Annotated in this window: 18 protein-coding genes; 11 read left to right on the forward strand and 7 right to left on the reverse strand. The window is 66.8% G+C overall.

The genetic code is table 11. The features are described from left to right. Positions 1-320 precede the first annotated feature (320 nt). Entirely contained in the window at positions 321-2,978 is a 2,658-nt protein-coding gene (locus QH168_RS27145) for a replicative DNA helicase (protein ID WP_280468814.1), read from the forward strand. Positions 2,979-3,053: 75 nt separating this feature from the next. On the opposite strand, the gene QH168_RS27150 is transcribed toward QH168_RS27145, so the two are convergent. Further along, positions 3,054-3,662, reverse strand: a complete 609-nt coding sequence (locus QH168_RS27150; protein WP_280468815.1) for a TetR/AcrR family transcriptional regulator — start codon at positions 3,660-3,662, stop codon at positions 3,054-3,056. Positions 3,663-3,691: 29 nt separating this feature from the next. Here QH168_RS27150 and QH168_RS27155 point away from each other — a divergent pair, with 29 nt between their 5' ends. Beyond that, on the forward strand, positions 3,692-4,042 hold the full coding sequence (locus QH168_RS27155; protein ID WP_280468816.1) for a DUF6463 family protein: 351 nt from the start codon (positions 3,692-3,694) through the stop codon (positions 4,040-4,042). A gap of 69 nt (positions 4,043-4,111) precedes the next feature. Here the strand turns inward: QH168_RS27155 and QH168_RS27160 are convergent, their stop codons facing one another. Further along, entirely contained in the window at positions 4,112-6,025 is a 1,914-nt protein-coding gene (locus tag QH168_RS27160) for an acyl-CoA thioester hydrolase/BAAT C-terminal domain-containing protein (protein ID WP_280468818.1), read from the reverse strand. A gap of 191 nt (positions 6,026-6,216) precedes the next feature. Here QH168_RS27160 and QH168_RS27165 point away from each other — a divergent pair, with 191 nt between their 5' ends. From QH168_RS27165 to QH168_RS27180, 4 genes are all read left to right on the forward strand, one after another. After that, a complete protein-coding gene (locus tag QH168_RS27165; protein ID WP_280468819.1) occupies positions 6,217-7,908 on the forward strand; it encodes a cutinase family protein in 1,692 nt (563 codons plus the stop codon). A gap of 286 nt (positions 7,909-8,194) precedes the next feature. Then, positions 8,195-9,607, forward strand: coding sequence for a lipase family protein (locus QH168_RS27170; RefSeq protein ID WP_280468821.1), 1,413 nt, complete (start codon positions 8,195-8,197; stop codon positions 9,605-9,607). Positions 9,608-9,653: 46 nt separating this feature from the next. Continuing rightward, positions 9,654-9,995 carry a PadR family transcriptional regulator gene (locus QH168_RS27175; protein ID WP_280468822.1) on the forward strand — a complete coding sequence of 114 codons (342 nt, stop codon included), beginning with the start codon at positions 9,654-9,656 and terminating at the stop codon, positions 9,993-9,995. After that, positions 9,992-11,056: a hypothetical protein gene (locus tag QH168_RS27180; RefSeq protein ID WP_280468823.1), complete on the forward strand. Its 1,065-nt coding sequence runs from the start codon at positions 9,992-9,994 to the stop codon at positions 11,054-11,056. The genes QH168_RS27175 and QH168_RS27180 overlap by 4 nt, the downstream gene beginning before the upstream one ends. Here the strand turns inward: QH168_RS27180 and QH168_RS27185 are convergent. Both QH168_RS27185 and QH168_RS27190 read right to left on the reverse strand, forming a co-directional pair. Then, positions 11,032-12,006, reverse strand: a complete 975-nt coding sequence (locus QH168_RS27185) for a Kiwa anti-phage protein KwaB-like domain-containing protein (protein ID WP_280468824.1) — start codon at positions 12,004-12,006, stop codon at positions 11,032-11,034. The two genes, QH168_RS27180 and QH168_RS27185, sit on opposite strands and share 25 nt — an antisense overlap. Positions 12,007-12,008: 2 nt before the next feature. Further along, positions 12,009-12,575: a hypothetical protein gene (locus QH168_RS27190; protein WP_280468826.1), complete on the reverse strand. Its 567-nt coding sequence runs from the start codon at positions 12,573-12,575 to the stop codon at positions 12,009-12,011. A gap of 88 nt (positions 12,576-12,663) precedes the next feature. Between QH168_RS27190 and QH168_RS27195 the strand changes: the two genes are divergently transcribed. Next, positions 12,664-13,125, forward strand: a complete 462-nt coding sequence (locus QH168_RS27195) for an SRPBCC family protein (RefSeq protein WP_280468827.1) — start codon at positions 12,664-12,666, stop codon at positions 13,123-13,125. Between the two features lie 96 nt (positions 13,126-13,221). Next, positions 13,222-14,181, forward strand: a complete 960-nt coding sequence (locus tag QH168_RS27200; protein WP_280468829.1) for a DUF389 domain-containing protein — start codon at positions 13,222-13,224, stop codon at positions 14,179-14,181. Between the two features lie 37 nt (positions 14,182-14,218). On the opposite strand, the gene QH168_RS27205 is transcribed toward QH168_RS27200, so the two are convergent. The 3 genes from QH168_RS27205 to QH168_RS27215 form a co-directional block, all read right to left on the reverse strand. Then, on the reverse strand, positions 14,219-14,821 hold the full coding sequence (locus tag QH168_RS27205) for a Tellurium resistance (RefSeq protein WP_280468831.1): 603 nt from the start codon (positions 14,819-14,821) through the stop codon (positions 14,219-14,221). A gap of 83 nt (positions 14,822-14,904) precedes the next feature. Then, positions 14,905-15,999: a DUF475 domain-containing protein gene (locus tag QH168_RS27210; protein ID WP_280468832.1), complete on the reverse strand. Its 1,095-nt coding sequence runs from the start codon at positions 15,997-15,999 to the stop codon at positions 14,905-14,907. 334 nt (positions 16,000-16,333) lie between these two features. Beyond that, positions 16,334-16,909 carry a TerD family protein gene (locus tag QH168_RS27215; RefSeq protein WP_280468834.1) on the reverse strand — a complete coding sequence of 192 codons (576 nt, stop codon included), beginning with the start codon at positions 16,907-16,909 and terminating at the stop codon, positions 16,334-16,336. Between the two features lie 144 nt (positions 16,910-17,053). Here QH168_RS27215 and QH168_RS27220 point away from each other — a divergent pair, with 144 nt between their 5' ends. From QH168_RS27220 to QH168_RS27230, 3 genes are read left to right on the forward strand one after another with little or no spacing between them, the layout of a single operon-like run. After that, positions 17,054-18,271 carry a hypothetical protein gene (locus tag QH168_RS27220; protein WP_280468835.1) on the forward strand — a complete coding sequence of 406 codons (1,218 nt, stop codon included), beginning with the start codon at positions 17,054-17,056 and terminating at the stop codon, positions 18,269-18,271. 14 nt (positions 18,272-18,285) lie between these two features. After that, positions 18,286-19,497 (forward strand): HpcH/HpaI aldolase/citrate lyase family protein, encoded by a 1,212-nt coding sequence (locus tag QH168_RS27225; RefSeq protein ID WP_280468836.1) that lies wholly within the window; start codon positions 18,286-18,288, stop codon positions 19,495-19,497. After that, the gene (locus tag QH168_RS27230) at positions 19,494-22,049 is read left to right on the forward strand and encodes a phosphoribosyltransferase (protein ID WP_280468838.1); all 2,556 of its coding nucleotides are present in this window, start codon (positions 19,494-19,496) and stop codon (positions 22,047-22,049) included. The genes QH168_RS27225 and QH168_RS27230 overlap by 4 nt, the downstream gene beginning before the upstream one ends. The last annotated feature ends 33 nt before the right edge of the window (positions 22,050-22,082 follow it).

Here is a 22,082-nt window from a genome sequence, read left to right on the forward strand (position 1 = left end):
ATAGCTGACCAGGGTTTTCCCCAAGTAGTGCACAGGAGGTGCACACGGTTGGGTAAACAGTCCACAAGTTATCCACAGATGTGTGCACAGCCCGGTTTGGCGTGTGGATGCACGGTCGCCTAGGTTCGTCGCATCGCCGTGCGCGAAGCCCTGAGCGGTCACGGTCCGGCCCGGTGCCGGAACGGTAACTGAGCCCATGGCCCGGGGCAGGCAACGGTGCTGGTCATACCTGTCCGACACGCCGAATCTGTCGTACCCCGGGGGTAGAACCAGTCGTCAATAGGGTGAGCCCTGTCGGGAAGAGAGGACGGTCGAGTCTGGTGGCAGTCGTCGATGACCGTGGGCATACCGATTACCCACCCGAACCGCCCGGCGAGGACTTCGGGCGGCAACCGCCGCACGATATGGCGGCCGAACAATCCGTCCTCGGCGGCATGCTGCTCAGCAAGGACGCCATCGCCGACGTCATCGAGGCCTTGCGCCCCGGCGATTTCTACCGCCCCGCCCATCAGGCGATCTACGACACCATCCTCGACCTCTACGGCCGCGGTGAACCCGCCGACCCCGTCACCGTCGCCGCGGGCCTCGACCGTCGCGGCGAACTCAAACGCATCGGCGGCGCCCCCTACCTGGTCACCCTCACCCAGACCGTCCCCACCGCCGCCAACGCCGGCTACTACGCCGAGATCGTCGCCGAAAAGGCCATCCTGCGCCGCCTCGTCGAAGCGGGCACCCGCATCGTCCAATACGGCTACGCGGGCGCCGACGGCCAAGACATCGCCGAGGTCGTCGACCGCGCCCAAGCCGAGGTCTACGAGGTCACCGAACGCCGAACCACCGAAGACTTCCTCCCCCTCGAAGAACTCCTCCAGCCCACGATGGACGAAATCGACTCCATCGCCAGCCGCGGCGGCATCTCCCTCGGCGTCCCCACCGGCTTCACCGAACTCGACGAACTCACCAACGGCCTCCATCCCGGCCAGATGATCATCGTCGCGGCGCGTCCTGGAGTTGGCAAGTCGACCCTTGGCATGGATTTCATGCGGAGTTGCTCGATCAAGCATGGGTTGGCGAGTGTCATCTTTTCGCTGGAGATGAGTCGGACCGAGATCGTCATGCGGCTGCTGTCGGCGGAGGCGAAGATCAAGCTCGGGGATATGCGGTCCGGGCGGATGAGCGATGACGACTGGACGAAGCTGGCGCGGCGGATGAGTGAGATCAGTGAGGCGCCGCTGTTCGTCGACGATTCGCCGAACCTCACCATGATGGAAATCCGCGCCAAGGCCCGGCGCCTCAAGCAGCGTCACGACCTGAAACTCGTTGTGGTCGACTACCTCCAGCTGATGACCTCCGGCAAGAAGGTCGAATCCCGCCAGCAAGAAGTCTCGGACTTCTCCCGAAACCTCAAACTACTGGCCAAGGAACTCGAAGTCCCCGTCATCGCCATCAGCCAGCTGAACCGAGGCCCCGAACAACGAACCGACAAGCGCCCCATGGTCTCCGACCTGCGCGAATCGGGCTGCCTCCCGGCATCGGCGCGGATTCTTCGTGCCGATACCGGTGCAGAGACCACGTTGGGGGAGCTGCTTGCCACCGGCGAACAGCCGCTGGTCTGGTCGCTCGATGAGCGTTTGCGGATGGTCGCGCGTCCGATGGTGAAAGTGTTCCCCAGCGGCCGCAAGGAAGTCTTCCGACTGCGGCTGGCCTCCGGGCGTGAAGTCGAAGCGACCGGGAACCATCCGTTCCTCACCGTCGACGGCTGGATCGCCCTCGACAAACTCTCGGTCGGCGACCGCCTGGCCACACCGCGCATGGTGCCCGAGCCGGTGCACACCACCAGGATGGCCGAGTCCGAGGTGATTCTGCTCGCGCACATGATCGGCGACGGCTCCTGCGTGAAACGCCAGCCCATTCGTTACGCGAGTGTCGACGAAGAGAATCTGACCGCAGTCACCACCGCCGCCGAACACTTCGGAGTCACCGCCGTACGTGACGAATACGCGGCAGCCCGTGTGACGACCTTGCGACTTCCGGCGCCCTACCGACTCACTCACGGCAGACGAAACCCGATCGCTGCGTGGCTGGACCAGCTCGGCCTGTTCGGGCTGCGGAGCTACGAGAAGTTCGTTCCTCAGCCGATCTTCGCGCTGCCGAACGATCAGGTGGCGTTGTTCCTGCGGCATCTGTGGGCCACCGATGGTTCCGTGCGATGGGACGCCACGGGTCGTCAAGCCCGGATCTATTACGCATCCACCAGCCGCCGCCTGATCGACGATGTCGCACAGCTGCTGCTTCGCCTGGGTGTGCACGGTCGGATCAAGATGGTCAGCAAGGGCGACTACCGTCCGTGCTGGCACCTGACGATCAACGGCGTCGAGAACCAGAACATCTTCCTGCGTGATATCGGTGTCCACGGAGCCCGCGGCCGGTCGGCCGAAGCGGTGCGCGCCGAGCTGGAGGTGGTTTCCCCGAACGTCAATGTCGACACCGTGCCCAAGGAAGTGTGGACCCACGTCCGCGATCTGCTGGCGACCAAACAGATGACACACCGCCAGTTCTCGGCTGCCATGGGCTCTCGCTTCTGCGGCTCGGCCATGTGGAAGCACTCCCCGAGCCGTTCCCGCCTCGCCCGAGTAGCGACGGTCCTCGACGACGCCGATATCGAGATGCTCGCGACCAACGACGTGTTCTGGGACAGAGTCGTCGACATCACCAGCCTTGGCATGCAAGATGTATTCGATGGGACCGTGCCCGGGACCGAAAATTTTGTGGCTAATGGCATAAGTTTGCATAATTCTTTGGAACAGGATGCCGACATGGTCATCCTCTTGCACCGCCCCGATGCCTTCGAGCGCGACGATCCGCGTGGTGGTGAGGCCGATCTGATCGTGGGTAAGCATCGAAATGGTCCGACTGCCACCATCACTGTGGCGCACCAGCTGCATTTGAGTCGGTTCGTGGATATGGCGCGGGGCTGATTTTGGTCGCGGCGTAGCGGTCTGCGGCTGGGGAGGCGTCACCGGCGTCCGCGTCGAAAGCGCTACTCCGACTGTCTAGCGAACGGGTCGCACCGCGAGGTGATGGCTGAATTCGCGCACTACCGCGCCCGAGGCGGTGGCGACGACATCGTCGACCCACTGGGGTATCGGGGCGGCGCGGGCGATGAAATCGCGGACGAGGCCGTAGGGGATCGCTTTCACCGCAGCGCCCGCGATCGCCATCGCTTGTGCGTCGGCGGTACCGAATTGGACGGCGACGGCCTCGCGGAGGGCGGCGTTCATATCGTCGTTGACGGCGGCGATCGCGGCTCGGAGGTCGTCGGGGCCGATGTCGAGTAGCTCGTCGCGGTGGAACATTTTCATCGCTCGGGCTTCGGTCGGGTGGTCGCGGCAGTAGCGCGGTAGGTAGGCGGCGGCGGTGAGTATGGGGTCGGATTCGGTCAGCGCCTCGATGAGGCCGGTCTGGAAGCGGCGGATCGAACGCAACCACAGGCGGGCCAGCAACTCCTCACGGGAGGCGAAGCGGACGTAGATCGAACCGGTGTGGACGCCGGAGGCGGCGCTGATGGCGGCGATTCCGGGCCGGGTGATCGCCGGGTCGCGCAATAGATCGCGGGTCGCGTCGAGGACCTGATCATCGGTGAATCGCCTGGGTCTTGCCACGCATACAGCCTAGGGCCTAGTTTTGGAATATGGATTCAAAAACTGGCTTTCCGCTTGTCGGCAGCATGCTCACCTTCATCGGCGCCGCCCACACCGTCTTGGGCGCCGTCATATGGGCGACGAAAGATCAGGACACCGAGCTGTCGTTCTGGTTCACCGCCTTCGGTGTGGCCGCCATCGCGCTCGGCATCGCGGTCATCGAAGTGGAGCGGGTCCGGGGTTACGTTCCCGGCCCGATCCTCGCCGCGACCGCGGTCGTGGCCGGGTTCGGGCTGGTCTTCGAACCGCTGTCGGGGTTTCTCACGGTGCTCGTTCCGGTGGCCGTCGGCCTTCGCGGATGGGTCCGGCGGAGGGGCGCCGTGGTTGCCGCAGCTCGGTAGAGAGCGGGCAGATCTCCTTCCCAACGGGAGCGCCGCGCGATCGAGCAAGCACCGATGGCTCGGCTATCACTACATCCGCCGGAGGAACCCGAGAATCGCGGTGCTCGCCCCGCGTTGCGCGGCTGCCTGTCCGGAACCGTTGCCGCCGAAGGTGATACCGCCGGTCCATTGGGCGGCGACCGGGAAGATGCCGGGCCGGATGAGGTGGCCAGCGCCGGAAAACCGCAGGTGCGCGTCACCGGGATGGGATCGACGCGACAGCAGCGCGTCGGCCATGGTGCCAGACGGCCACACCGCGTCATCATCGCCGGTCAGGCACAGTATCGGGTAGTCGATGCGTTCGGATCGGAGTTCGGTTTCGGGAGTTGCGTGGTCGAGTCCCTCGTCGTAGGCGGGGCGCAGGCGCAGCAGGATCGGCTGGTGGTGGGCGATATTGCCGTGCGCCGACCAGGCGTTGCGCACCAGCTGTGGCATCAGTTCGCCGGAGGGTAGTGCGCACCAAGGTAGGTCGGCGCCGTCCAGCGTCCAGGACGGTGTGCCGGGAATCTCGCCGTCCGAACCGATGGCCTGCCAGGACACCGAACTCGGGCTCACCAGTATCAGGCCGCTCAACGAGATTCGACTGTGCGCGGCGGTGGCGAGTAACCCTTCCGCTCCGCGCGAGATGCCCATAGCCGCGGTGCGCCGGGCGTCGACTTCCTCCTGTCCGGCCAGCCAATTGATCGCCCGCACGAATCGGTGCAACGGAACGCGCGCGATATCGGTGTTTTCATCGAGCCAGGAAAAGGCAAGCGCCGCATAGCCGTTCGCGGCGAGCATGGCGATCGTGGCGCGTTGCGAATCGCATCCGCCCTCCGATCCACCGAAGCAGGCGACGCCGGGTCGGCCGTTCGGCGGCGGTGCGCCGGTGGGTGATGCGTACACCGCGCGACGTCCGGCTATGGACACCTCGGTGAGGCGCACATCCGCCGGTGCGGGGACCCGATTCACGGTGGTACGCAAGCGCTCCGAGCCGCACCGGATGTCGATGGTCACCTGCCATTCGTATGCGGGTGGCAGGAAAAGCTCAGGGGTGTGGTCGGATTCGAAGCGCATGGCCCACAGCACGGCGTCGGCGTCGGGCGCGCTCCAGTCCCCGGTGACCGGTGCGGTGATCGCCGGATCGACAACCCCCTTCGCCGACGCGGTGAAGATCGCCGCCGATTCCCACTCCGCGCCGACCAGATCGATCCCGGACGCATGCACTTCCACGCTCGCATGGGGTGTGCAACCGCGCACCGACCAGGCGAACGGTTCGTCGTGCCGGGAGACCTCTGGCGCGGTGAGCACGAGTGAATCGCTGTGGATCGGCGCGGGTGCGGAGGTCGGCGCGACGGGCCTGCGCTGGTCTCCGGTATGCGCGGCGACCAGCTCCGATCGCCGGGCGAACCACGTCGGGAACAGTGCCGAGACCACGCCGGCTGCGCCCATCGCCGTGTAGGGGACGACCCAGTAGCAGATCACCGACAGCAGATGTCCGGTATCGCGGATGGTGGCGTCGCCGTCGACCAGCGGCGGTATCAGCGCCGACACCGTCATCACACCGAATACCGCGATCCACATCCAGGTCATCGCGACGGTGATCACCCGGAAACCATCGGTGGCCGCGGTCTGTGGATCGACGGATTCGGCGGCGTACTCCTCGACGAAGGGTCGGCCGATCAGGGCTGTGATGAGGGCGATCAGAAACAGTCCGAGCGTGGTGACCGGCTGTAGCCAGCGTTCGAGCACCTGGTCGTCGACGGTGAACGCGGCGATGAGCAGCAGTGCGAACATGACGGCGGTGCCGACCTCGAGCGAATGCCACGACCGGCCGCGCAGCCGCAGTATCAGCGGGCCTGCGACCGCCAGTGCGAGGGCGATTCCGACCGCGGCTACGAACCCGGTGTTTCCGACCAGGATCCAGTAGACGATCCACGGGGCGAAACCGATCAGGAAGCCCACCTGCGGATTTTATCCCCGATGAACTGTCAGCGGAACAAGATCGCAGCTCGCCGCCGGCTCGCTCACCTCATACACCCCAGGCACACACCCAGTAACACTCTTCTCCCCTGCCACGACCTCATACGTGACACATGGCCCGTCGGGGGGCCTGTCCGTCCACTTGTCGGTCACAGGAATATGGGGATTTGGACATGGCTCTTCGTGAGTTTCTCGCGCGACATCGGATGGCCTCGGTCGTTGCCGCGCCCGCAGTTCTCGGGGTCGCGGCGGCGGTGGCGGCCACCTTCGCATTGACATCCACGCCGGAAGAGGTGGACACCCAGCTGGTCGCCTCGGTCACCGAATGCCGTGACATGGTGACCATCTCGGTGGCCGGTCGCAATGACACGCCGCGTGAGGGGACGACGGCGATGCTCGTCGATGCCAATGGCAACCCTCTGCCCGCCGCGCTGTCGGGCGATCACAACAGCGAATGGCTGGACCCGGTGGTGAACGCGCCGCGCGATGACGTCGCCGAGGGTTCCTACGCCGCGGTCTACATCGCGTATCCGGCGAATATGTCCAGTTATGAGGACGCCGTCAATCAGGGTGTCGCCAATGCCAAGCAGGTGATGTCGGAGATCGCGGCGGCCTGCCCGGACACCAAGTTCTCGATCGTCGGCTACAGCGAGGGCGCCGATGTCGTGCGGCGTGTCGCGATGGAGGTCGGGCATCAGGAGCCCGGTCAGGACGGCGAGTACGGGATCGTCGATCCGGAGAATGTGCTCGGCGTCGTCATCCTCGCCGACCCGGGGCGTTCGAAGGGTGATGGACCGTTCCCCGGTTCGGAGGACCCGTTCAACAACCCCGATGGCTTCGACCAGGATTATCAGAACGGGCAGAAGCCGGTACCGGGTCAGGGCGCGCTGCCGGGGACCAGCGGCGATTTCGGTGCGTTGAACGGCAAGATCGCCTCGTTCTGCTCCGACGGTGATCTCACCTGCTCGGCTCCGGAGAACATTTCCCTGCTGAACCTGGCGGTCAATGTGGGTAGGCAGTTGAACATCGATGATCTCGAACGTGAGGGATTGACCCCGGCGACCGGACAGGATGTCGCGGTGGTGCTCGGCCGGATCGCGATGACCGCGTTCGCCGATATCGCGTCCCAGCCGAACTGGATGGCCAGCGACGAGACCTTCCTCGAGGTGCTGCTGCGCGTTTCGGACCCCGAGTACAAGCCAGGTGAGGCGCCGAAGGAGCCGGTGCAGGCGGATGTGATCGCGGCCGATCAGATGTCGCCGCTGGCGTATCTGCCGCAGAAGATCCTGAACGAGATCGTCGGGCTGATCGTGACGAACCAGAACACCATCCCGGTGATCCTGAGCGATCCGTACAAGCAGACCCTCGGCCCCGATCACACCGGTCACCACTTCGACTACTGGGATGACGCCGATCCGGAGAACGGCCGGCCGATGACCTCGGCCGAGTACGCGGCGGCGTGGATCACCCATCTGGCCAAGCAGGCGCAGGCGGGGGAGAAGGTGGACACGAAGTCGAAGCCGACCGAGGCCGATCTCGCGGCCGCGTACGAGGCGGCGGAATCGACCACCTCGGCCGCTCCGACCACCGAACCGGCCAAGACCACGACCACCACCGCGCCGACCGCCACCACGAAGCCGAACACCACGACCGACCCGTCGACCACGGCTCCGACCACGCCGAGCGAGGCCGCGACCACCACACCGGAGGTCACCACCTCGCCCGAGGCGACCACCACCCAGCCGGCGCCGACCACCACCCAGGCGCCCGCCGAGACGACGGAGCCGACCACAACGGCACCGTTGACCACCACGACGAAACCCGCCGCGCCCACCACGGACGCGCGCGCGGAGGCGTCGAACTGACCGGCGAGTTCGCCGGTGCTCCGACCGGCCACGTGCGATAGGACCACTACCGCACATCGGATCGTGCCGGGCGATCGTCGAAAGCGGCGGACTCACCACAGGTGAGTCCGCCGCTTTTGTCTTTTCCCGCATGAGCGGAGCGGCACATGAACGAAGCAGCGCACGGACGGAGGCGTCGCGCGGATGGCAGCCGGGTGCTGGGTGTCCTGTCGAGTGTGCACTCCGTGCCCGCAGCGTCGATGCCGGAAACGTGAACATGAACTGAAACACGTTCTAAAGTGGGCCGATGTGGACAGCGGGGATCGGACAGTCGAGGGCATCACGAGCGGGTCGGGTGCGGGCGTGGCGGGCACGGATCACGGCGCTGGCGCTCACCATCGCCGCGACCTGCGCGTTCCTCCTCGCACTCGCGTCTCCCGCGGCGGCGATTCCGAACACCACCGATGCGTTCTATCTGCCGCCCGCCGGATACGAATCGACCGAACCGGGCACCATTCTGCGGACCCGGCCGATCGCGCCCGTCTCGCTACAGCTGTTTCCCATGCGGGTGCGCGCCTGGCAGCTGCTGTACCGGACCACCGATTCCGCCGGTGATCCGTATGCCGCGGTGACCACGGTTCTGATGGGTGATCACGGCAGGCCGCCGACCGCGATCCTGTCCTACGACAGCATGATCGACGCGATCGCGCCGAATTGCATGCCCTCGCAGGTCTTGCAGGCCGGTGCGCCGTGGTTCGATTTCGCCGGTGCCGGTGGGCCGTTCGCGCTGTCCACCACCGCGAACGAAGTGCCCATGATCGCGGCCGGGCTGATGCAGGGCTGGGCGGTGTCGGTGCCGGATCTCGGTGGGGTGGACAACAATTTCCTGACACCGCGCGAACCGGGTTATGTAGCGATCGATGGCGTTCGGGCCACCCAGAATTTCGCCGAACTCGGTCCGGTCGGAGCGCAGGTGCCCGCGATGTTCTGGGGATACTCCGGCGGCGGTATCGCCACGGCCTGGGCCGCGCAGGTACAACCCGACTACGCACCGGATATGAACGTCGCCGGGATGGCCATCGGCGCGCCGGTCGCCGATCTGCTCGCCGCGATCAGGAACGGAAACGGGACCGCGGTCGCGGGTCTGCCGCCGGTGGGTTTCGCGGCCATGCAACAGGATTCGCCGGAATTCGCCGCGATGATGGACCGGGTACTCACGCCCGAAGGCAAGCAACTGCTCGCCGGGGCGGCCGCGAGCTGCACACCGCAGAATCTGATGAGCTTCCCATTCCTCGACTTCGGTGATCTGCTGACCGTGCCATTGCAGGACGTCATGGACGCACCGCTGACGCAGCGCCTGATCGCGGAGCGGACGCTCGGCGCGACGGCTCCCACCGCACCCGTCTACGTGTACAACGCCGTCGACGACGAGCTGAGCACCATCGCCTCCTCGGATCATCTCGTCGACCGGTATTGCGCCGCGGGCACATCGGTGACCTACCGGCGTGATGTGGTGCCGTCGGCGGTGTCGCCGCACACCTTCGAATGGGGACTCGGCGCACCGGCCGCCTTCGCCTGGTTGAAGGACCGGGCCGCCGGGCTACCGCTTTCGGGATGCGATATCCGGACCGCGACGACCCCGACCACGCCGGAGGCGTTGAACTCGCTCGGCCCCGATTTCATCGGCGGGATGCTCGCCGCGATCCTCGGGCATCGGTGACGCCATCGCCCTTGTCCAGGTAAGTCTACCTATGTAGAGTTATCTGATGCGAGTCCGTAGACCCTCCGCGCAGACCATCGCAGTCGTCCGCGCGCTCGCCGATGAACCGGCGAGCTGGCGATACGGCTATGAGCTGTGCGCAATGTGCGGTATCAAATCCGGTTCGATGTATCCGATCCTCATCCGCCTCACCGATCGCGGTCTGCTGGAAACACGCTGGGAGACCGATATACCTGCGGGGCGACCGCCCCGGCACCTGTATCGGCTTACCGGTGACGGTGTATCCTTCGCCGCCGGTCTGGCCGAGGCCGATACCGGCGGCGTCGCCCGAAGTGTCAGCGGCATCGGCACTTTCGGTGCGGGCGGACCGGTGCGGGGGACCGCATGAACGCCCCGTGGCCGCGCGTGATCGGACTCGCCGGGATCGTTCTGGTGATACCGGCCGTCGTCGCGGGCGTGGTGTTCGCGCTCGAATCCGATTGGGTCACCGACCCGGACAATCCGGAAGCCGTGACGACCTACGTCTCGACGGTGTCGATCATTTCGGTCCTGCTCGTGCTGGCAGCGTCGATCCTCTGGCTGGCCTTGGTGCGTCGGGCGCCGCGGCAGGCGCGTGATGGTGCGGCCCGGGTACTGGGCCTGGCCACCGCGGCGCTGCCGGAGCACCGTCGTGACTGGGGCGCGGCGATGCTCGCCGAACTCGACCACATCCAGGATCCGGCCGCCAGGCGCCGATTCGCAGTGAGCGCGGCGCGCACCGCCGTGTTCGCGCCGGGCGACCCGAGGCTGGACACGCGGGCGAACGGTGTTGCCGCCGCGATCGGTTCGGCCGGTGTGGCCGCAGCGGCCGCGTCGGTCGGATGGTTCGTTGTGAATCATCCATCTGGAGCCGGTGCGATGCCGTTGACCTTGGTCACCATGTCCGTCGCGATCCTGGTGAGCGGATGGCTGGTGCTGTTTCCGCCGCAGCAGTTGCGCGGGCAGACGCTCGCACGCTGGACCGGTATCGGAGCCGGGCTGTTCACTGCGGCGGGTGTGTTCCTCGCCGCGCGCACCCTCGGCAATGCCGACGGACCCGGTTTCACTGCGGTGCCGCTGATGCTGCTTGCGCTGCTGCTCGCACCGGCCGCGGTCGGCGTCCTGCGTCGATCGCTGTGGCCGGGCGTGCAGACGGCAGTCTGGTGCGTCGTATCGGGCGTTCCCGCGGTCGTCGCGGTGTACGTGCCGGAGAGCATGGCCTATTACGACCGTTACGGTATGGCGTTTCTCGACAATGCCGCCGTGCCGATCAATGACACGCTGAGCAGTGCGGTCAGCTGGATCGTCGTCTTCACCGCCGTCGTTGCCCTGCCGCTGGGGATCATCGCGGCGGCGACGGGTGCCGCGATGGGGCGCGGGGTGGCTCGACTACGAGTGGTGGCCGCTCACGGTGGCCGCAGTCGCCGATAGGCCGTGGCGACCCGCGACGAATCGTCGAAGGGGCCGCGCCAGATGCGCTGGTCGAGGATATCGAGAAAGGTGGGAACGCCCTGCTCGCTCAACACGATTCCGGTGTCATCGACCTCGATGCCCTCGGGTAATTCCGGGTAGCGCTCGATCTCGGTGCGCAGCGAGGTCAGCGTGATCTTGGGTAGGTAGTCGACCGCGTGTATTCGTTTGAGCAGTTTGGCGTAGCTGGGTCGTTTCGCGCAGACGGCGACAATGGTGTGTTTGACCTCGTCGGTCAGGTCGAGGCCGAGGGATTCGCTGATGTGGTCGACGAATTCGGGTGTGGCCTTGGTGAGCAGCTCCAGATCGGTGAACAGGCGCAGGAAGGTATCGGGTTTCAGGATCGCGATCTCGTCGGCGGCGATCACCAGATCGAATTCCTCGGCGAAGGCGAACACCGGATCGCCGACCCGGTTCAGGCGTTCACCGAAGGTGGCGAGAATGCGGTGTGCCGAGGCCACCCGCAATCCGTGCTGCAACCGGACGAAAGCCGTTCGGCGCCGGTCCGGGCCCGCGGATTCGCAGATCAGGACGTAGAACAGGAAGGTGCCGTCGCGCATCTGGCGCGGTAGCACGGTGTCGAGGGTGGCCGAGCGGGCGATCAGCCGTAACAGCTGGGTGATGTGCGCGTCGGGTTCGCCGGGTGCGGCGTCGGCGGTCAGGCGATCGAGGGGGAAGGAGAAGAACTCCTCGCCGTCGACCAGTGTGGCGGTGGTGTCGTAGTCGATCGGCGCCATGGCACCGATCCGGTCCAGCGTCGCGGCGGCGATCCCGCGCAACTCCGCACCGAGGGCGGCGGCGAACTCGATGCGCAATGCCTGTAGGCGTTTACGGCCGTCTCGCCAACCCAACAGCAGGTCGATCGGTTCACCAGCGATATCGGTGTCGGCCCATGCCTGGCTGGTTCGCATGATCACCCTCGTTCCGTCATCACTCGAATACCCGCATGCTGGGCCACCGTCACGGTATCGCCGGGCCGAGGCACCGACCGTACGATCACGTACGCGCTGTCGCCGGTATCGGTCTGTACCTTCACGATTCGACGCAGCAGCAGATAGATCATCGGGTTGACCTGGATGAGATCGGTGCGGACGTAGATCAGCAGCAGGACGAGCAGGAACAGGGCGTAGGCGAGCGCGTCGAGCGCGTCCGGTGTTTCGACCGTGAGGAACGGCAGCACATAGGACACCAGATAGCCACCGGATTCGGTGCCGGTGTCGTGCACTTGGGCCACCGTGATGCTCGACCGGGCCGAGGAACCGAGCAGATACAGCACCCACACCGTGCACGCCACCCCGAACGCCATGAGCGCGAGGCAGACCACCGCCAGCCACGGCGTCCCGGCGAACCGGGCCGCGAGGATCGCGAACAGCGGTGTGTAGCTGGAGAAGAACAGTGGCGTTCGCGCGGCGATCTGCACCAGATCGTCGGCTGCGCGCCGCGGGGACGGGCCCGGCGCAGGGTGAACCGCTGCTGCCATAGCGCCACTGTATAACCGGGTACCGACAAGATCGGCGCGAACCGATCGAGACCTGCGCGGCCGCGGGCACTGTGCTTCGATCGGTGATATGAGCACCGAAGCAGAAGAGGTTCGCATCGTCAGCGCCGAACGGGAGATCGCGGCGCCCGCGTCGGTGATATTCGAGTTGATCGCCGATCCCGCGCAGCAACCGCGCTGGGACGGTAACGACAATCTGGCCGAGGCGGGGCTCGATCAGCGGGTGCGCGCGGTGGGCGATGTGTTCACCATGACGCTCACCAACGGGCACGTCCGGGACAACCATGTGGAGGAGTTCACCGAGGGCCGGTTGCTGGCCTGGCGTCCCTCCGAGCCCGGCAAGCAGCCGCCGGGGCATCTGTGGCGCTGGGAGGTCGAGGCGCTCGACGATGGTCGTGCCCTGGTGCGGCACACCTACGATTGGTCGCGGCTGACCGATGAGAACCGGCTGCCCCGAGCCCGCGCCACCACCTCCGACAAGCTGGCGGCCTCGATCGAGCGTTTGGCGGAACTGGCCGAGCGGCAGGCATAGGCGAACCGATCGTCGCCGCACGCGCGCGCTCGCCGAATCGGACTCGCCCACCGGTTTCGCCCGGCTCGGTGCGTGTTCGTAGGCCAGACTGAGCCCATGCTGCATGTGCGGATAATGGCACCGGCCGATAAGACCGACGCCGTGATCGCGATTCTCGAGGCCGAAGACGCGGTGAGCGGCCTTGCGGTGTTGCGTGGTGCGGCGCTGCGCCCGCAGGGAGATCTGGTGTTCGCTCAGATCGCCCGCGAAGCCGCCAACGACCTGGTGGAACAGCTGCGCGCGACCGGCGTGCACAAATGCGGCAGCATCGAGCTGGAACCGGTGCGAACCTGGCTGTCGCTGGCCGGATTCGAAGCCGAAGTCCGCACACCGGGCAGCAGCGCCGACGCGGTGGTGTGGGCCGATGTCGCGCAACGCTCCTATGAGGAAACCGAACTCAACTGGACCTATCTGAGCTTCATGACCTTGGCGACCACACTGGCCGCCATCGCCATCGTGGTGGATTCACAGATCCTGGTGATCGGCGCGATGGTGCTCGGCCCGGAGTTCGGTGCCATCGCGGCGCTCGGCGTCGCACTGGTGCGGCGGCGGTTCGTACTGTTCGGGCTGGCCGTTCGCACCCTCGTGCTCGGCTTCCTCACCGCGATCGTGATGACCTTCCTGCTGGTGCTGATCGCGCGTTGGCTCGGCTGGATCACCCGCGCCGATATCGTGTACGGGCCGGAGACGGCGTTCATCTACTCCCCGGACAAATGGTCGTTCATCGTGGCCGTCATCGCCGCCGCGGCCGGTGTGCTCTCACTGACTTCGGCGCGCGCGGGCGCCCTTGTCGGTGTGTTCATCTCGGTGACGACCGTGCCCGCCGCGGGCAATATCGCCCTCGGCGCGGTCTTCGGCGCCTGGCACGAAGTCTGGGGCAGCGTACTGCAATTGGCGCTGAACCTGTTCGGGATGGCGGTGGCCGGTTGGGGGACACTGGCTTTGCAGAACGCGCTGTGGTCTCGGGTGGCGGTGCACCGGCCGAAGGCGAGGCTGTACCCGCGCCGCATGCTGTGAGCATCACCAGGGGTGTCCTGACGCCAGGGCCGGGCGATCAAGCGCGTGCGGAATCCAGATCCATACCCCATCGGTACGCCGCGACGATATCGTCCAATGCGCCTGCGAGGTACTGGGTCTCCCGGTAGACGGTGATTCCGGCGCCCTGATTCTGCAACAGCGCGATCGCGCAGGACCGGGTATCGGCGACCGGATCGTCGAGCGCCACCGCCACGGACGAGCCGATCGTCGGCGTCAAGGTGAGCGTGCCCCTGGCGGCGGCCCAGTTCGGCGCCTGCGCACCGAGAGCGAAGATCAGCACTCGCCGGAACGTTTCGGGCCGGGCCAGATCCATGTTCAGACCGGCGCCGCCCGGACGGGCGCCGTCGCGGTCGAGCAGGATGTGCGGCTCGAATTCGAGTGCGCCGGCATCGGTGGCGGCCCGCAGCGCGCCGGTGCGGCCGTCGGCGAGTTCGTACAGGCAGCCGAGTTCGAGTTCGACCGCGGTGGATCTGCGGAACAGGCTCCTGGCGCGGGCCGTCCAGGTCAGCTCGACTCGCATGACACCTTGCAGCTCGCCCGGCCTGGTGAGATTGATACTCGGCGTGGCCTTGGACAGCGTCACCTTCCCGCCGCCCGCCCGCTGCTCGTCGATCGCCATCGCCGCGATCCCCCCTCAGGAGATGAGAACGGCAGCGGCCTGACCAGGCCGCTGCCGTTCGAGTCTTCGGTTGCGTCCGCCGGTCAGCCTACCGGGGTCGGCTCCTTTTCGAGGGCCGCTTCCGGCTCACCCTCGCGCCGGTTGCGCATGATGCTGCTGATGAACGCCGCACCGATGAACGCGATACCGATGAAACCGGTGATGAGTTCGTTGACGTGCACGCCGATCGAGACCAGCAGAATCGCGGCCAGCGCGCCGATCGCCCAGTGCGCACCGTGCTCGAGGTACACGTACTCCGCCAGCGTGCCCTTGCGGACCAGGTACACCGTGATCGACCGGACGAACATGGCGCCGATCAGGCCGAGACCGAGCGCGATGATGATCGGGTCGGCGGTGATGGCGAACGCGCCGATGACGCCGTCGAAGGAGAACGACGCGTCGAGCACCTCCAGGTACAGGAACAGGAAGAAGCCGGCCTTACCGGTGGCCTTGGCGGCCTCCGACGGGCCCGCGTGGTCCTCGGCGTGGAACATCGAGCCGAGGCCGTCGACCGCGATGTAGGTGATCATGCCGAGCAGACCGGCCAGCAGCACCGTGGAGCGGACCTCTTCCTCGGCGAGGAACTCCGCGCACAGGATCAGGCCGACGCCGGCGACGACCACAGACAGCATGTCGAGCTTGCCCGCCTTGGCCAGCGGCCGCTCCAGCCACGACAGCCAGGTGATCTCGCGGTCGGCGAAGATGAAGTTCAGGAACAGCAGGGCGAGGAACATGCCGCCGAACGCCGCGATCTGCGGATGGGCGTCGGTGAGCAGGGTCTCGTAGCTGGGGCTGCCGTCCGGGAAGGTGGCGGCATCGTTGGGCGGCGGGTTGAGCGCCAGGTCGAACGCCTCGACCGGGTTCAGCCCGGCGGTGATCCAGACGATCGCCAGCGGGAAGACCAGCCGCATGCCGAACACGGCGATCAGGATGCCGATGGTCAGGAACATCCGCTGCCAGAATTCACTCATCCGTTGCAGGATGGTGGCGTTGATGACGGCGTTGTCGAACGACAGCGACACCTCGAGGATGCCGAGGATCGCGCAGAGCACCAGGGCGGTGGGGCCACCGTAGAGGATGGCCACCACCAGTGAGACGACGGTGACCAGGAAGGATAGGCCGAATATGCGCAGGACCACGCGGGGACCTTTCGTGTGCGTCGCCGGAGTCGGTCGTCATCCGGGCGTTGTGTACGTCTGAAGCTGCTGCGTGCGATCGCCGACCGGTGGACAGCGCTCGACACGACGGTACCGGTCGACGGTGAACCCGACATTTCGGGCCGGCGACGCCGATGGTGACCGTGGTCGTCGAGCCCGGTCGCCGGACCACGAATTCCTCCAGCCCGACCTCGGCGAACGAGGTGACCGCGTGGATGTTCGATGAGCCCCCGGTGAGATCAGTTTCCCACGGGTGGCAGTGCATGCGGAAGGGGGCCCGTCGCCGAGCCCCCTTCGCTACCGAGGCACAGCTCGATCAGACGTTGACGCCGTAGTCGCGGGCGATACCGGCGAGACCCGAGGCGTACCCCTGGCCGATGGCGCGGAACTTCCACTCGGCGCCGTTGCGGTACAGCTCGCCGAACACCATGGCGGTCTCGGTCGAGGCGTCCTCGGACAGGTCGTAGCGGGCCAGCTCTTCGTTGCTGGACCGGTCGACGACCCGGATGTAGGCGTTGCGCACCTGGCCGAACGACTGCTGACGGGTGTCGGCGTCGTAGATCGAGACCGGGAAGAAGATGGACTCGATGGTGGGCGGGGTACCGGCCAGATCGACGTTGATGACCTCGTCGTCGCCTTCACCCTCACCGGTGGTGTTGTCGCCCACGTGCTCGATCGAGCCTTCCGGCGACTTCAGGTTGTTGAAGAAGACGAAGTGCTGGTCGGAGACCACCTTCTTGTCGGCTCCGGTCGCGATCGCGCTGGCGTCGAGGTCGAAGTCCGTTCCGGTGGTGGTACGAACATCCCAGCCGAGGCCGACCGCGACAGCGGTCAGGTTAGGCGCCGCCTTGGTCAGCGAGACGTTGCCGCCCTTGGACAAACTGACACCCATGCGGGATTCCCTTTCGATAGTCGTCTGTGATTCCCAGCATGTCCGAATCGCCGGGTACGAGATACGACAGTAGTAGGTTTCGGCGATCTTGCGTATAAACCGATGCCCGAACCCATATCCGGTGCGATCTCCTACCATCGGGTCGTGGCAGGCCGAAGGCGTGGATGGTTCCGGTCATCCGGGAATACCGAGTGGATCGAGCAGGCTCGGCAGGCACTCGCGTCGGCGTTCCTCGATATGGACCGCCGCCAGAGCGTGGCCGAATCGGCGACCGTGGCCGCCGAGCAGATCTTCCCCGAGCGCGGTCTCGGCCGGCGCTGGGAACCGGTGCGGGCCCGCTGCTACACCGCCGCCGACGCCTATCTGACCTTGACCGAGCAGCTCGACCAGGCCGAAGCCACCGGCGCCGCGGTGCCCCAGGGGCAGGCGAGGACCGCCGATGTGGTGCGCAGATTGACCGAGGCCGCGCACGGTGTCGACGAGTACTACCGCGGCAATCAGGCACAGCTGGAAGAGGCCGTCGCGGTGGTGGCGATGGTGCCGCGCCTGGCCGATCAGGTGACCGCGGCCGCGGCTTCGGTGCGCGGGCAGGCTGCCGAGTCCCCTTACGCGCATTATCGGTCGATCCGCCGCGCCTCGACCGCCGTCGATGAGGCGCTGATCACATTGCGTTCGGCCCGTGACGGGGCCGCGGTCGGCGCGGTGCGCGAGGCCGCCAACCGGCTGGACGCGGTGACCAAAGAGCTGGCAGATGCTTTGGCGCAGGCCCCATCTCGATCCGATGCCGCGAAGAACGCGATCACCTCGGTGCGGACCAGGCTGGCGGCCGTGCGTACCAGGGCCGATGGCATCGCCGCTGCGTACTCGACGCTGCTGCGCGAGTTCAATGCTGCGAGTTCGGCGGATCTGGCCGACAATGAGCGGGAAAGCCAGCGGGCCATAGCCGCCGCGGACGACGCCCTGAGCGGGGCCCGCGCGGCGGCGGCCGAGAACGACCCGGAGTTAGCCCTTGAACTGACCACTACCGCGCGCGGCAACCTCGCCGCGGCCGAACAGCAGGTCGATGCCGTCACCAAACGGCTGACGCTGCTGCGTGAGGTCCGGGAGAAGCCGCAAGACAAGGCCGAGGCCGTACGATTCCGGCTGCGGGACGCGCAGATGCTCGCGGTGGGCCGCGGGCTCGTCACCGAGTGGGGATCGGTACTGGACGCGCAGGCGGAACGGATCGATCGGGTGACGGGTGCGCTGACCGGGCGGCACCCCGACTATTGGGCATATGTGACCGAACTCGACGCCGTCGCCGAGTTCATCGCGGGCGTAGTGGATCGCATGAGAAAACAGCAAGGACCACGACGAGAGTGAGGGGTGGGGAGACGATGACCGCAGGCATCGCCGTCAAGCAGGAAGTTTCCCTGCGGAAACGGATACTGCTGCGCCATTTCCGGCAGCTGGAGGGGCCGGACGCGCGCACGCTCTTCTATCGTCAGCCCGAGGCCATCGGCGGTCAGACCGATCGTGACCTGCTGGCCGTCGCCCTCGGCGCGACCCTGTACGCGCCAGCCACGCGGGCAGATCTGACCGCGACCATCGGTAAGCGGGCGGCCCGAGGGGTGTGCTCGATGGTGATCGATCTGGAGGACGCCGTCGCCGATCACGAGGTGGAATCTGCCAAGGCGCAGGCGGTGCGCACCCTCGACGAACTCGCGGCGGGCCTTGATCCCAATCCGATGCTGTTCGTGCGGGTGCGTGATGCCGACACCATCGTCGAACTCGCCGAACAGCTCGGGCCGGGCGCCGAGGTGCTGACCGGTTTCGTCTTCCCGAAGTTCGATTCGGCGTCCGGTTCGAAATATCTTGCCGCGCTGGAACATGCGCGCGCCCTGCTGGATCGGCCGCTGTACGGGATGCCGGTGCTGGAATCGGCGGCGCTGGTGCATCGGCAGACGCGGGACGCCGAACTCACCGAGATCGCCGCGCTGTTGGCCGAACACCGTGATCACGTGCTGGCCGTGCGGGTCGGTGCGACCGATATGTGCTCGACCTTCGGCATTCGACGTGATCGCGATCTGACCATCTACGACGTGCGGGTGGTCGCCGATGTGATCGCCGATATCGTCAACTATCTCGGCCGCGCCGACGGCACCGGTTTCGTGATCACCGGGCCGGTCTGGGAGTACTTCGCCGACCACGAGCGGATGTTCCGGCCGCTGCTGCGTACGGCGCCGTTCGAGGAATCCGATGCGGTGCCGTTCCGGCGCTACCTGGTCAGCCGCGATCTCGACGGTCTGCTGCGTGAGATCACGCTCGACCGCGCCAACGGTATCCAGGGCAAGACGGTGATCCATCCCTCGCATGTGGCGGCCGTGCACGCGCTGTCGGTGGTGACCCATGAGGAGTACTCCGACGCCCTCGACATTCTCCAGGCCGATGTGGGCGGGGTCGCGGCGTCGGAATATCGGAACAAGATGAACGAGATGCGTCCGCATCGCAGCTGGGCGCGCCAGACATTGCTGCGCGCGCGAGTGTTCGGGGTGGCCAACAAGGGAGTGTCGTTCGTGGATCTGTTGTCGGCGTTGGTCACGGTATGAGCGGCTCGCAGTCGGATTCGAAGAGCTCGCGGGAGAAGCGGGCGTCGGATGGCGCACCCACCGGCGATAGCGCCGGTGCGGGTACGGCCTGGGCGACGCGGCATCTCGGTATCGAACTACAGCACGACCGGTCTTACCGGCACGGCGCGGAACCCGGTGCGCTGCCCTCGGAGCTGTCGATCGAATCGCTGATCAAGCCCGGTCTGCGGCGTAATCCGCGGCGCGCGCACCTGCTGGTGTCCACAGTGCTCGGCAAGCATCTGCCGACCGATCCGCGGGTGGTGCTCGACGCGGGCAACCGGCTCGGTGATCTGGTGCGCGCCGCGCTGGGGGAGCGCGCGGCGGTGGTGCTCGGATTCGCCGAGACCGCCACCGGCCTCGGGCACTGTGTGGCGGCCCGCATCGGCGCCGCCTGCTATCTGCATTCGACCCGGCGCGAGGTGCCACTCGCCGATACGTTGACCGGATTCGAGGAGGGCCATTCGCACGCCACCTCGCATCTGTTGCAGCCGGCACCCGCCGATATCTTCGTCAACGATCTGCCACTCGTGCTGGTGGACGACGAGATCTCCACCGGCGCCACCGCGATGGACGCCGTGCGCGCGCTGCACGCCTTCGCGCCCCGAGCGCACTATGTGCTGGCCTCGCTGGTGGATATGCGCACCGAAGCCGATCGCGCCGGATTCGAGGCGGCGGCACGGGAACTCGGCGCCCGCATCGACACCGTCTGTCTGGCGTCGGGGCGGACGATGCTGCCCGAAGGTCTCATCGATGCCGTCGCGAGCCTGCCGGAACCACAGCTCAATCCGGTGGCGCCGCAGCGTGGCTCGGTTCAGCGCTGCGAACTGCCCTGGCCCGCCGACGTTCCCGAGGGTGGGCGGCACGGAATCCTGCATTCGGACACCGCGGCGTTCGACGCGGCCGTCGACGCGGCGACCTCGACGTTGCGTGACCAGCTGGTGGCGGAGTTCGCCGATCGTCCGGTGATCGTGCTCGGGCACGAAGAGTTGATGTATCTGCCGCTGCGCCTCGCCGTCACCCTCGCCGATTCGGGTATTCCGACCAGGTACCAGACCACCACCCGCTCCCCGGCCTACGTGCTGGACGAGCCCGGATATCCGCTGCGCCGCGGATTCCGCTTCACCGCACCGGAATCCGGGCAGGATCAGCCGCGCTACCTGTACAACGCGCATTGGGCCGAAGACTTCATCGCCGAACTCGACGCCTGGACCGGTGATGTGTCCGAAGCCGATTCGGTATCGGGTGCACCGGTGCTGGTGGCCGTGCTCGACGCGCCCGCCGACACCGAGGAGCTGATCGCTTCCGGTGGTCTGGTCGACGTGCTCACCGCGTCGGGTGCGGACGTACTGCTCGCGGTGCTGCCCGGTGCCGACCCGCGCGTGTTGCACGCGGGCCGTGCGGCGGGTCCGAGGCCCCTGTACGGTCCCGAATTCGGCTCCTACGCGCGTGAAGACGTCGCCTGGCTGTTGAAGGACCTCTCCGAGGCCGACCTGGAGGCCGATGTCACCGAGCGGGAGCCGCGGATTCAGGCCGGTATCGCGCATTACGCGGAGTCGCTGCCGATCGAATACCAGCCGGATGCGCAGTATCGCGAACTGTTCGATCGCGTGCTCGCCGACAGTGCCAACCGGTTGGCGCTCGCGGTCGGTGTGGTGGCGGAGCTGGTCGTGGCCGAGCGCGGTACGGATATCGTGCTGGTGTCGCTGGCCCGCGCGGGTACGCCGGTCGGGATTCTCATGCGCCGGTGGTTGCTCGACGGCCGCGGTCCGGGGGTGCGGAGCCTGGATGTGCCGCACTACGCGGTGTCGATCGTGCGCGATCGGGGCATCGACGCGGCGGCGCTGGATTATCTGGCGCGCCATCATGATCCGGCGTCGGTGGTGTTCGTGGACGGTTGGACCGGTAAGGGCGCCATCACCCGCGAGTTGTCCGAAGCTCTCGACGCCTATCACGCGGCTGGCGGCCCGCGGTTCGACGACGACCTCGCCGTGCTCGCCGATCCGGGCCACTGTGTGCGCACCTACGGCACCCGCGACGATTTCCTCATCGCCTCGGCATGTCTGAATTCGACCGTCTCCGGGCTCATCTCCCGCACCGTCCTCAATGACGAGCTGATCGGACCCGGCGAATTCCACGGCGCCAAGTTCTATCGCGAACTGGCCGCCGACGACGTCTCGGGACGCCTCATCGACACCGTGACCGGTGCCTTCGACGCCGTACGCGATCAGGTGCCCGGTGCCCTCGCCGCCCTCCGCGCCGGTGACCGCACCCCGACCTGGGCGGGGTGGGCCTCGGTGGAGCAGGTGCGGGACGAATACGGCGTGTCCAGCGTGAATTTCGTGAAACCCGGTGTCGGTGAGACCACCAGGGTGCTCTTGCGCCGGATGCCGTGGCGCGTGCTGGTCCGGGAGCCCGACGCTCCCGAGCACGCCCATATCCGCCTACTCGCCGCGGCCCGCGGTGTACCGGTCGAGGTCGTCGAGGACCTGACCTATTCGTGTATGGGACTGATCAAGGATGTGCAGCAGTGAAACCGCCCCGAAGACAGGTGCTGGTCGCCACCG

Source organism: Nocardia cyriacigeorgica (genome assembly GCF_029868385.1).
Classification (GTDB): Bacteria; Actinomycetota; Actinomycetes; order Mycobacteriales; family Mycobacteriaceae; genus Nocardia; species Nocardia cyriacigeorgica_F.